Here is a 12,150-nt window from a genome sequence, read left to right as displayed (position 1 = left end):
ATCCTTAACCTTTAGTGCTATTTTTTTGCATTTTAGGATCTTTTAAAACCCAAATGCCGTACTCTTCGTATCCATACTTTTGAATAGCCACCCAATGGTATTGCAAATGGATACGTGAGTGAATTCGTTGTCTGGTGTTCTGTTGTTTTGCTCGGGTACTGTCTTCTTGTGACCAAACAATATAAGTAACGCGGTTTTGTTGTAACCATGCAAGGCTATTTTCAAGCTCCCCCTGATAGAAAGCACGCGCATCACTACCACGCTGATTAATAAAGGCTGGATGCCCTCGCCATTGAGACTCATGTGAGTGCCAACCAACTAGAGAAGACTTATTACTAAACAGTGCAAAGCTTGATGTTTTGCCATAAGCAGCATTATCAATCCCTTCTAGGACAACACCATAAGGAGCAGAGATAAGATACTCTAGAGTCTGCTTTTTGATTTGATCTTTTGTCAGGAAGTAATCCCCCTTTAATTTGCCACGAGAAGGTTTACTGGTTTTATTAAAGTAATAAGCTAATTCCAGTGCATAGCTAGCAAGGGCAAATAGGACAATCAAATTAACGCCACGCACGATACGATTTTTGCTTGCCATAAATAGCGTTGATAACGACACAACAACGGCAACCTGTAACCAAGACCACCATTTTAAAGTGGTATTAAATCGCTCATATAACCCGCCCATCGGATCATCAACAAAAAATAGTTCTGAAGCGATTAAAAACAGCGTAAAAGTGACCACAAATAACCAGATGATCGGTTGTTTACGCCCAAGGTATGCACCTATTGCAAGTAGTAATAACTGTGGCCAAAGTAGTAATAAACCAGAAACAAACGGAGTGCGTAGTTCACTGCTCACCAAGCCAATGGATAAAGACAACGCACTACGCGTAAACTCGTTTAGAAATGGCAACATCAAAAACAGTGGAATTAAGCCACCTAATATTATTGCTGTCCAATTAACCGATAATTTTCTGATACAACGGTAGGCAATCCATGCAAACACTAATATCGACTGCAGAGGAAGCACCCAAGTATTTGTTATCCACATCAACGGGCCGGTTGCTACTAAGATAGCTTGATAGGCTCCTTTAGTAGGGGGCGCATTGGGGTTAATGGGATAAGCACGAGGTTGCTCAATTAAGAGAATCGCACATATTGCGATCAACACTAGCAAGAACCCACCTAATGGCGGGTGAAAATCCCCCTGCATCGTTAAATAACCAATTGTTTCTATCGGTAAATCAGGATTTTGTGGTGCTTTTTCAGTCGATTCAATACCCACTAAGCTTTTACCAAAGTCGGTACTGACATTTTTATCGTACATACCAATAAAACGCACGCTTGACCATAGACGGCTAAGCGACTCATAACTCTGCCCCCCCGCATCTTTCGCATTAGCTTGGTACATAAAAGGAACAAATGCACTAATGCCAGATCCCCCCATCACCACAGCAACCACCAACAACACACGAGGTAAGTATTTTGAGGTTGCTAGTGAAGCAATGCTCCACACCATGCTTACTAAGAATGCCAGTAACACAGCAAAGGCGACGTTGTAAGTCATGCCAATCGGCAGAGCTAACCAGCGTCCGAGCAATGCGCCACAGTAATGTTGAAACGCATAATAGAAGTTAAAGCTGTAGGGAGGTAACCAGTTATCCACTGCGGGTAATGTGTGCCCAGGGTAATAGCTACTTAAAAAAGCAAGGTCGGTTAAGTCTTCCGACTGGCCATTAATATCGGGAAAAGCTAAACGCCACATTAATCCATAAACAAGGCCAATGAAGAACACCAACTCACAGGTTTTATGCTGCTTAAATAAAGTTGTTTTATTTTTAGCGAGGTAAAATAGTGAAAAGCAGGTTGATATCGGCCATAACCAATTGAGATTACCTAAGCCGATAAAGTGTTCAATAAAAAATAGCGTTAAACACAGCAATAATAATCCACTTATTTTTGCCAATGCATAATGACTAACCCAACGTGTTGCAAAAAGCGCAATCGCTGAGAAATTAATGGTAATAATCAATACCATTAAAAATAGAAAGATTAAGTGCATAATACACTCCTTGTATTAGCAACACTCATATTAACAAACAAGAACTAACGTAACCTCATGTTTTATTTAATATAAACGCCTTATCTTAGAAGTTAAAAGGGGCCTAACTATAACAAATTTTAATCCCCAGTAGCGATAAATTTGATCAGTAAACTTATATTCTTTGAGTGAATTAACACTCCTAAAGAAAAAATGGCTTACATAACCTACCAATAAAGAGATAGGAATATAAAAATAGAAATATTGTAGATTCTTTAAGCGTGCCCTATTTCACAAAATAGGGGTGTTAGTAGTCTACCTAAATCTCATTTTGTTAAAGAAGTTAACGAAAGAAAAATAATTAGCTTACAATATGTTTGCTTTTTTGAGGATGATTAAACGTAGCGCAATCAGACATGTACTGGTTATATTTTCTACAAATCCTTTGAAAAAGTTGATTTAGTAATTCCTATTTATACATATTCATTTTTACCTTTGAGGTTATTTTATTATGAAGTCAAACACTTCAATCTTGCTTTCTATCGCCGTTGCGATTTTAGGTTTTATCATTATTAATTTCACCGCTTTACCTATTTCAGCTGAAATTTCTTTTGCCATTGGCGCTATCGCAACAGGACTTGCGATTCAATTCATCAAAACAGGGAAGTCATCAAGTTCTTCGAGCTCTAAAGCTACCCCAAGCAATGATGGTGATTTTGCCACTACCACACTTTACGTAGGTAACTTACCTTACCGTGCAAACGAGATGGCGATTCGCACTCTTTTTGCTGAACAAGGAAAAGTACTCTCTGTGCGCCTTATGAAAGACAAACATACAGGTAAACGTCGTGGGTTTGGTTTTGTAGAGATGCCAGAAAAAGATGCACAACAAGCAATTGAAGCATTAAATGAGAAAGAGTTCCAAGATCGCTCTCTTAAAGTACGTGAAGCAAATGAACGTACTCCTCGCACTGAAGAGCCTAAAGGTGCAGAAGCTTAGTTTGTAAGAACAGGCATCAATATAACAAACGCCCCGAGGGGCGTTTTTTTATGTTTACTAAAAATTAGCCTGACAAATTAACCAAAAAAGCAAACTCGCGCGCGGTATCTTCAAAATGCTTGAATCTTCCTGATTTACCACCATGTCCCGCTTCCATATCGGTATATAACAACAGCTGATTATCATCCGTTTTTAAGTCACGTAATTTAGCCACCCATTTTGCAGGCTCCCAGTACTGAACTTGCGAGTCATGTAAGCCAGTAGTTACTAACATATTTGGATAATGCTGCTCGCTTACTTGATCATAAGGACTATAGGAAAGCATATATTCGTAGTAGGTTTTCTCATTCGGATTCCCCCACTCATCGTATTCACCGGTGGTTAATGGAATCGATTCATCTAACATGGTTGACACAACATCAACAAAAGGAACAGCTGCTATGACACCTTTATATATTTCAGGCGCTTGATTAATGACAGCCCCCATTAGTAAGCCACCAGCACTGCCTCCCATAGCAAATACGCGATTTTTATCGCCGTAACCTTGCTCTACTAAACTTTTAGAGACATCGACAAAATCATTAAAGGTATTTTGTTTTTTAAGTAACTTGCCCTGTTCATACCAATCTCGCCCTAACTCTTCGCCACCACGAATATGCGCGACAGCATATACAAAGCCACGATCTAAAAGGCTTAAGTTAGCACTGCTAAAACCGATATCCATGCTGTAGCCATAAGAGCCGTAAGCATAAACCAGCAAAGAATTTTGATGATTAAAGTGTTGCTTATGGTAAACCAATGATACCGGCACCTTGATACCATCACGGGCAACAACCCACACTCGCTCACTTTGATAATGTTGGCTATCAAACTCGCCCATCACTTCACTCTGTTTTAAGAGCGTTGTATTACCTGTTTCAAGGTCGAGTTCAAAAACTGTAGATGGTGTCGTAAAGGAGGTGTATTGATAACGAAACTTAGTCGTATCAGGATCGGGATTGTAATGGCTAAACACAGTGTAAACCGGATCGTTAAAGCAGAGTGTTTGAGATTCACCTGTCTGATGATTAATTTGGCGCAGTTGCGGTAAACCGGCATAACGCTCTTCAACAATTAACCATTCATTAAGTAACTCATAGCCCTCTAGCAAGGTATCATCTCGCGCCTCAATAAGGGTTTCCCATCTATTACAATCGGTTTGCGTTGGCTGTGTTGACGTTTTTAACGCAAAGTTTTTACCGCTATTATTAGTGCGAATATAAAATTTATTCTGGAAATGGTCGATGCTGTATTCATGATCACGCTGACGCGGTAAAAAGGCAACAAACTGTTCCTCTGGTTGATTAGCATCCAGTAATAAACACTCTGAAGTTTGCGTACTATCGATGCAGATAACCAAATATTGCTCAGATCGAGTTTTATAAATATTGACATAAAAAGTATCATCTAACTCTTCATAAACGAGCACATCATCGCAAGCGTCATCACCTAATTGATGACGGTAGACCCGATAAGGCAATAGGGTTTCTGGATGTTTTTTAACATAAAAAATGGTTTTATTGTCATTTGCCCAGACTACAGCAGAAACATCTTCAATCACATCATCCAGATCTCGACCGGTTTGCAAATCTTTAAAACGTAAACGATATTGACGGCGACTAACGGTGTCTTCTGAATAGGCGAGCAACATAGAATTAGGCGAAAGCGTTAAATCCCCTAATTGGTAATATTCATGGCCATCCGCCCGTTGATTACAATCTAAAAACACCTCTTCAGGAGCTTCCATAGTGCCTTTATAACGGCAATAAACACTATAGTCTTTACCTTCATCAAAGCGTGAAAGATACCAGAAACCTTTCTTAAAATAGGGAACCGATTCAAGTTCAGGCTCTTGACGTGCCACCATTTCTTCATAAAGTTCTTGCTGCAACTCTTTCAGGGGTAGCATCTGATCCTGCGTATAACTATTCTCTTCTTTTAAATAATTTAATACTTCAGGGGATTGGCGGTTATCATCACGCAACCAGAAGTAATTATCTTGACGCTGATGTTGATGAATTTCATGGATATGTGATTTTTTTTTCGCGATAGGGGCTGTTTTGGGTATCATATTTAGCGCTCATTAAAAATTATGGCGACATAATAGCATGACTATTCCTATTCATGCATTTGGTACTGATTTCCCCCTCTTTCTTTAGCTGTATACATTGCATCATCGGCACTTTTTAAAACATCCACCCAACTTTCATGCTCTGCCATGGCACAACTAATCCCAATGCTTAAGCCAACATCGCATTGACAACCTTTAATGACTATTTTGTTTGCAGTGATCGTTAAAAGTTGTTGCGACATTTGCTCAATGCCACGTCTATCTAAGTGAACAATTGCAAACTCATCTCCCCCTAATCGTCCTAAAAAGTGACGTTCACCGCAAACCGCTTTCATTTCATTAGCAAGATGAATTAACAATTCATCTCCAATATCATGCCCATAGGTATCATTAATTGATTTAAAGCCATCAATATCGATCAGTAGACTGCAAAAATCTACTTTGTTATTTTGTAACTGAGTAATTTTTTCTTTTAACGAAACACGATTTGCAATACCAGTTAATGCATCATGATAAGCTAAGTAAGCCATGCGTCGCCTATCACGAAAGATAATAAATAGAAATAATCCAGTGCTAAAACTAACCCCAAATAAGCTACTTACCAGCACATGGTTAATGTTAACCAACTTAATATCTCTTTCATGATTCAGACGAGCAAAACCTTGAAACTCATGATTTAGCAATCCAAGAAGGTAGGTATGAGCTTGCTGTGTTTGTTGTAACGCATTACGTAATTTGTCATTTACCAATGCATTATTTTTGGGGTCATTTTTTTTAAAAGTTTTAAAATGTACTTTTAAATCAGCAAGGTTCTGTGGATCATGCATAAAATACGCATGACGAGTTCCATTAATTAGGGTTTCATAGGCTGACCAAGCTAAATCGTAATGTTTCAATAGCTCCGCATCCGCCCCGTCATCATCAACATGTTCATGCAATGCTAAAATGGATAAATATGCTTGTTGCATTACCACCAAATGCACCAAAGCACGGCCAGTAGCCCGCTCACTCCATGACAATAGATTATGGGTTTTAATTAACATGATGGTACTTATGGAGGTGCAAGTCACAAACAGAATTGCAGTTAATACTAAAACATGACTGCGTTTAATCCGCTTAGAGGCTACCCTTAACATCTTCTACCCCAATTTTTATCAATTGCCAGACCATATAATCATGATAAAGCGGTGTATTTAATTCACTGTATTGATCAATGGGTAAAACCAATAATAACGGCCCTTTAGTCCTAATAGATAACAATTCTCCATCGCGTTGTAAGGCCAAAATAGGCTTGTACTCTTTAATACTCTTATAATCAAAAGAGATTTGATAATTATCTAACCCGGTAAAGGTTAACCAACGTCCTTGAATACCTGCTAATTTAAAAACATCTTCAAGAAGTGGTCCTTCATAGGTATTCACTTCATTACACCATGGAAGTTGCGCGGTAATTTTTTGTTGTGGCAATTGCTGTAATTGCTTTAACGAAAACTCTTGGTTAACGGATTGAGATGTAGAGGAGATATTTAACAATGCTTTTTGCGATGCCTGAAGGCATGAAGACAACACCACATAGAGCATTAAAAAACTAATTTTTATTGACCGCTTTACTAACATTAATTATCTCCAATATTATTCTTATTAACTATGGTACTAACTGCTCATTAGTAAAGTGTAAAAGTCGATTAATCAGAAAAAAATTGTCATAAAAAAAACGAAAAACGTTACAATAGTCTCTTTTTTTAATAGTTAGGGTTGGATAAGTATATGGAATGTCGATTAGGCTGTGGCGCATGTTGCATTGCACCAAGCATTACCTCTGCAATTCCAGGGATGGAAAAAGGTAAAAAAGCAGGTGAGCGCTGTATCCAGCTGGATGAAAATAACCTTTGCAAACTTTTTGAAAACCCACTTAGGCCACAAGTTTGCCTAGATTTTAAAGCTTGTGAATGGATTTGCGCCGATAAAAATGAAACCGCTTTCATTAACCTCACTGAACTCGAGTCATCGACGCAATAGTTAAATAGATATTTACTTTTGTACGTGGTCAACTTTGATTTTTATCGGTGTTGCAATACCTACTTCAAAAGGATTGATATGCGTTGTTGAGATAAACAACAGTTCATCCCCTGAACGAATCGAAGCACGTAATGAATATCGGTGATTAGCCTTAATTTGATCACTGGGAAAAGCAATTTGTAACGCATAGGGAGGCGAACTTTTTAATTCTCTGACGGCACTACTAATCACTTCAGCAGCAACATCCATTTTCGAAACATCCTCTAAACGCACTTCAAGCTTTGCACCTTCAGGTAAACGAATTTTTTGTAGATAATAGACCTCGGTTTCTAATAAGCTCAAAGCATCATCGCTTTTATTGACGCTGTCATTGCATCCCGTTAATAACACAACGCTAAAAATCAAACACATTAAAGTCACTATTTTTTTTGTAAACATATAAAACCTCTAAAATTAGATCTAACAATTAGAGGCTGTATTTTAAAAATAGTTCAATTAGCGCTAAAAAAACGCTAACCTTTACATCTAAAATAATTAACGGAACAATGAAATTGCGCACCGACCTCATCACCCCTGAAGGGTTTACAAAACTCAAAAGTGAATTGAATTACCTGTGGCAGGAGTACCGCCCAGAAATAACCGAAAAAGTGGCTTGGGCAGCCAGTTTAGGCGATCGCTCTGAAAATGCAGATTACAAAGAAAACAAACGCTTATTACGACAAATCGATTCCCGTATTCGCTTTTTAAACAAACGTCTCGAAAAACTCACCGTCGTAACACCTAATAAACAGCAAGCGGGAAAAGTATTTTTTGGGGCTTGGGTAACCATTGAAAATGAGCAAGGTGAAGTAAAACGTTTTAAGATTGTCGGGCCTGATGAAATATACCAACGTGGTGAAATTGAGCAGCGTAAAGATTACATCTCTATAGATAGTCCGATGGCACGTGCTTTGCTCAAAAAAGAGGTAGATGACGAAGCATTGGTTAATACACCAAGTGGTGTTAGCACTTGGTATATTAATACAATTGAGTATGATCTAATTTAACTGTCTAATAACTCGTCATAATCTTCGCCGAGTAATTCCCTCAGGCGATTTCTCTCTTTGATCTCTTCGATGCTGCGACGAACTTTCCCTCGCTCAGCACCACTGTGTTTTTTTCTAGCTTGCTGTTCAATAAATTCAATGTGTTCATCGGTGTGGTCTTCCAACCATTCACTGATTTCCGTATCTGATGCATCATTTGAGAGATGACCACTGTTTCGATTTCCCATACAACACTCCTATTATCGTTAGTCTTAAAGCTTATTTTTAGCGCTTTATTTGAAAAATAGGTAATACCTAGATCACCTTTAAGTTAAGTTGCCAATAAAGATAACAAATTGATGCTACTTTATTGATTTAAAAGGTCAAAAAACAGACCTTAATTATTCACTACAGCGATTAAAGTTTAGTCCTTTATCTCTCCTTTAGCCGACATGGCTCCCTTACAGATGGGGCTATTTTTAAAATATTTCGTTATTTTTTGCAACTCTTTTTCACCTAAAAATAACGCTAATTTGGTGCGCCTCCAAAGTAAGTCTTGCGGATAAATAACCCACTCATTTTTCACTAGATAATCTATCTCTAATTGATATAATCCTGCGCCAAAAAATTCCCCAAGCCCTTTTTTATTGCCACATAACTGCCACGCTAAAGTACCGTATTGGGCAATATATCGACGCGCAATTTTTTTATCTAACCAGTTAAAACTTTGCAAAAGTTGTGAGGTCAATTGCTCAGGTGTACCGTTAAAATCACCGCCAGGTAAAGGGGTCTTTGCTGTCCATGATTTTTTCATCTGAGGAAAAAAAGGCATCGCAAGTTTGCAAGCAGATTCGGCTAATTTACGATAAGTGGTTATCTTGCCGCCAAATATAGAGATAAGTGGTGCGCTATTATTCGCGTGTTGTAATACTAATTTATAATCGCGAGTAACCTTTTGTGCACTACTTTTTTTGTCTTCACACAATGGACGCAAGCCACTGAAACTGTGAATAATATCCTGTATGCCACTCTGTTTAATAAAATAACGATTAACCACATCCAACAAATATAAAGATTCCTGTTTTGAAATTTCAACCTGATGCGTTGCCTCTTGGTAGGTTTGATCTGTCGTTCCAACTAAAGAGAATCGGTCCAAATATGGAATAACAAAAACGATACGCTGGTCATCATTTTGTAGAATATAAGCATGCGGTTGCTCATAAAGTTTTGGCAGAATAATATGTGAACCTTTAACTAAACGGACTTTTTGTTCACTCTCAACATTGAGCTTTTGATCAATAAATTGACTCACCCAAGGACCGGCGGCATTTACTAATAAACGAGCTCGTTTTTGGAAAGTTTGGTGATTAACTTGATCATAAAGTGTCACTAACCAGTATTGTTCAACCTCTTTTGCATCAATTACTTGGCAGTAATTTTTGACCTTAGCTCCCAACTGTTTAGCCTGTATAATATTTAAGATAACCAATCTTGCATCATCAACAAAACAATCTGAATATTCAAAGCCGGTTTCAAATTGCGATTGCAAAATTCCCGAATGATGAAAATCTATCGCTTTGCTCGCAGGCAATTGACTTCGACTACTAAGGCGGTCATACAAATAAAGCCCTAGCTTAATTAAATAAGCAGGCCTTAATGATGGCTGATGAGGCAAAACAAAACGCATCGGCATAATAAGATGTGGCGCTTTTTTGAGTAGTACCTCACGCTCGGCCAGCGCTTCTGCCACCAAGCGAAATTGATATTGCTCTAAATAACGCAAACCACCGTGGATTAATTTAGAGCTTGCTGAAGAGGTTGCGCCGGCAAAGTCTTGTTGTTCATAGAGTGCAACTGACAAGCCTCTTCCTGCTGCATCGCAGGCGATTCCCGCACCATTAATGCCACCTCCTACAATTAACATATCAACAGTTTCAATTTCTCTATTCATATCTACACTCATAACTACACTATAGAATATGAATGATAAGAGTATAAATTATGAGCAAAAAAATAGTGATTGCGCACCGAGGAGCAAGTGGCTACCTCCCCGAACATAGTATGGAGGCGAAAGCAATGGCCCATGCGATGAATGCCGACTTCATTGAACAAGATATAGTGATGAGTAAAGATGATCAGTTATTAGTATTACATGATCATTTTTTGGACACTGTAACCAATGTGGCGACTGTTTTTCCTGATCGCGCTCGTCAAGATGGGCGCTTTTATGCCATTGATTTTACACTCTCTGAAATCCAGTCTTTGCAGATGACCGAAGCTTTTATTACACAGGAGAAAGCGGTTTATCCCGCACGCTTCCCACTCTGGAAGTCAGACTTTAAAGTACATACGTTCACGCAAGAGATTGAACTTATTCAAGGATTGAATAAAAGTCGCGGTAGAAATATTGGTATCTACCCTGAGATAAAAGCGCCTGCCTTTCATCGCTCTGAAGGCAAAGATATCTCACTGGCAGTAATACAAACATTGAAACACTATGGCTACCATCAAAAGAGCGATGCTATTTTTTTACAGTGTTTTGATCCGCATGAGTTGCTGCGAATTAAAAACGAGCTGTTTATAGCACTCGATATAAACCTCAAACTAGTGCAGTTAATTGCTGAAACCGCTTGGTTTGAGACAGGTCACTATATTGGTGGCAAAAAAATAAATTATCAGTACGACTGGATGTATGAAATGGGTGCGATGCAGAAAATCAGTGAATATGCTGATGCGATTGGCCCTTGGTTTCCTCGCATTGTTGATAGTCGCTCCACACAACAGCAGTTAATTTTTACGCAACTGGTTGAACAAGCACATCAATATAATTTATTAGTTCATCCCTATACCTTCCGCCGAGATAAGGGAGAAATTCCCGATTACGCAAATAGCTTTAATGATCTGCTTAATATTTTTTATATCAAAGCGGATGTGGATGGTTTATTTACCGATTTTCCGGATCTCGCGGTACAGTTTTTACAGGGGCAATAATACCAATAAAAAAGGGAGAGCATGGTAAACATCATGCTTCCCAATTTTTACAAAAAGTGTTCAATAACTAGCCCTTATTCCCCCCAGCTGTTAGGCCTCCCACTAACCATTTTTGAGCGAGTAAAAATACAATGGTGATAGGCAATGCCGACAGAACCGCGGCGGCAGCAAAATCGCCCCACAGATAATTTTGTGGGTAAAGATATTGCTGCATACCAACCGCAAGGGTGTATTTATCGACATCCACCAGCAAAATTGAAGCCACGGGCACTTCTGTTATCGCTGCGACAAATGAGAGAATAAAAACTACGGCCAAAATAGGTACAGACAGTGGTAGCAGAATCATTCTAAAAGTCTGCCAAGGTGTTGCACCATCTAACGAAGCGGCTTCTTCGAGCGATTTATCAATCGTTTCAAAGTAACCTTTGATGGTCCAAACGTGTAACGCAATACCGCCAAGGTACGCAAATATTAATCCGCCATGGGTATTTAACCCTAGGAACGGGATGTACTGCCCCACTTTGTCAAACAGTGCATATAACGCAACCAAGGCTAATACTGCGGGGAACATCTGAAAAATAAGCATTCCCTCTAATAACACTTTTTTACCTGCAAAGCGCATACGTGCAAAGGCATAGGCACAGGTTGTCGACAACGCTAATACACATACAGAAGTAATAGCCGCGACTTTTACTGAATTCCATAACCATAACAGCACAGGAAAAGGAGGATTGGTGACGCTACCATCGGCGTGTGTCACCACCATGCCTAAAGCTAGCTTCCAATGCTCTAGGGTTGGATCGCTAGGAATTAATGATCCCGAAGCAAAATTCCCCTCACGAAATGAGATAGCAATAACCATTAACAGTGGAAACAAAATGGCCGCACAGAATACCCATAAAAAAAGGTGGGCAAACCAAATACGTTTTTTTTCATTTTTAGATTTAACTATTGGCATCTGTGC

12 protein-coding genes are annotated in these 12,150 nt (G+C 38.9%); 4 read left to right on the top strand and 8 right to left on the bottom strand.

Features of this window, described 5'->3' with window-relative positions; genetic code table 11:
* Window positions 1-4: 4 nt before the first annotated feature.
* The gene (locus CW745_RS08200) at window positions 5-2,062 is read right to left on the bottom strand and encodes a DUF2298 domain-containing protein (RefSeq protein ID WP_101108164.1); all 2,058 of its coding nucleotides are present in this window, start codon (window positions 2,060-2,062) and stop codon (window positions 5-7) included.
* Window positions 2,063-2,552: 490 nt separating this feature from the next.
* Here CW745_RS08200 and CW745_RS08195 point away from each other — a divergent pair, with 490 nt between their 5' ends.
* On the top strand, window positions 2,553-3,041 hold the full coding sequence (locus CW745_RS08195; RefSeq protein WP_101108163.1) for an RNA-binding protein: 489 nt from the start codon (window positions 2,553-2,555) through the stop codon (window positions 3,039-3,041).
* A 64-nt stretch (window positions 3,042-3,105) separates the two neighbouring features.
* On the opposite strand, the gene CW745_RS08190 is transcribed toward CW745_RS08195, so the two are convergent.
* From CW745_RS08190 to CW745_RS08180, 3 genes are all read right to left on the bottom strand, one after another.
* On the bottom strand, window positions 3,106-5,151 hold the full coding sequence (locus CW745_RS08190) for a S9 family peptidase (protein WP_101108162.1): 2,046 nt from the start codon (window positions 5,149-5,151) through the stop codon (window positions 3,106-3,108).
* A gap of 47 nt (window positions 5,152-5,198) precedes the next feature.
* A complete protein-coding gene (locus CW745_RS08185; RefSeq protein WP_193755565.1) occupies window positions 5,199-6,194 on the bottom strand; it encodes a GGDEF domain-containing protein in 996 nt (331 codons plus the stop codon).
* 73 nt (window positions 6,195-6,267) lie between these two features.
* A complete protein-coding gene (locus tag CW745_RS08180) occupies window positions 6,268-6,768 on the bottom strand; it encodes a molybdopterin-dependent oxidoreductase (RefSeq protein WP_101108160.1) in 501 nt (166 codons plus the stop codon).
* A 150-nt stretch (window positions 6,769-6,918) separates the two neighbouring features.
* Between CW745_RS08180 and CW745_RS16605 the strand changes: the two genes are divergently transcribed.
* Complete coding sequence (locus tag CW745_RS16605) at window positions 6,919-7,170, top strand: YkgJ family cysteine cluster protein (RefSeq protein ID WP_153069752.1); 252 nt, start codon at window positions 6,919-6,921, stop codon at window positions 7,168-7,170.
* A gap of 12 nt (window positions 7,171-7,182) precedes the next feature.
* On the opposite strand, the gene CW745_RS08170 is transcribed toward CW745_RS16605, so the two are convergent.
* The gene (locus CW745_RS08170; RefSeq protein WP_101108158.1) at window positions 7,183-7,608 is read right to left on the bottom strand and encodes a YbaY family lipoprotein; all 426 of its coding nucleotides are present in this window, start codon (window positions 7,606-7,608) and stop codon (window positions 7,183-7,185) included.
* A gap of 113 nt (window positions 7,609-7,721) precedes the next feature.
* On the opposite strand from CW745_RS08170, the gene greB reads away from it, so the two are divergent.
* Window positions 7,722-8,216, top strand: coding sequence for a transcription elongation factor GreB (gene greB / locus CW745_RS08165; protein WP_101108244.1), 495 nt, complete (start codon window positions 7,722-7,724; stop codon window positions 8,214-8,216).
* Here the strand turns inward: greB and CW745_RS08160 are convergent.
* Both CW745_RS08160 and glpD read right to left on the bottom strand, forming a co-directional pair.
* Complete coding sequence (locus CW745_RS08160) at window positions 8,213-8,443, bottom strand: hypothetical protein (protein WP_101108157.1); 231 nt, start codon at window positions 8,441-8,443, stop codon at window positions 8,213-8,215. The genes greB and CW745_RS08160 overlap by 4 nt on opposite strands.
* Before the next feature lie 176 nt (window positions 8,444-8,619).
* Window positions 8,620-10,146 carry a glycerol-3-phosphate dehydrogenase gene (glpD, locus tag CW745_RS08155; protein ID WP_202973177.1) on the bottom strand — a complete coding sequence of 509 codons (1,527 nt, stop codon included), beginning with the start codon at window positions 10,144-10,146 and terminating at the stop codon, window positions 8,620-8,622.
* A gap of 50 nt (window positions 10,147-10,196) precedes the next feature.
* Here glpD and glpQ point away from each other — a divergent pair, with 50 nt between their 5' ends.
* Window positions 10,197-11,186, top strand: a complete 990-nt coding sequence (gene glpQ / locus CW745_RS08150) for a glycerophosphodiester phosphodiesterase (protein WP_101108155.1) — start codon at window positions 10,197-10,199, stop codon at window positions 11,184-11,186.
* 67 nt (window positions 11,187-11,253) lie between these two features.
* On the opposite strand, the gene malG is transcribed toward glpQ, so the two are convergent.
* Entirely contained in the window at window positions 11,254-12,144 is an 891-nt protein-coding gene (gene malG, locus CW745_RS08145) for a maltose ABC transporter permease MalG (protein WP_101108154.1), read from the bottom strand.
* Between the last annotated feature and the right edge of the window lie 6 nt (window positions 12,145-12,150).

Origin of the sequence: Psychromonas sp. psych-6C06, assembly GCF_002835465.1 — a bacterium.
Lineage (GTDB): Bacteria > Pseudomonadota > Gammaproteobacteria > Enterobacterales > Psychromonadaceae > Psychromonas.
This window is presented reverse-complemented; position numbering and strand designations above follow the sequence as displayed.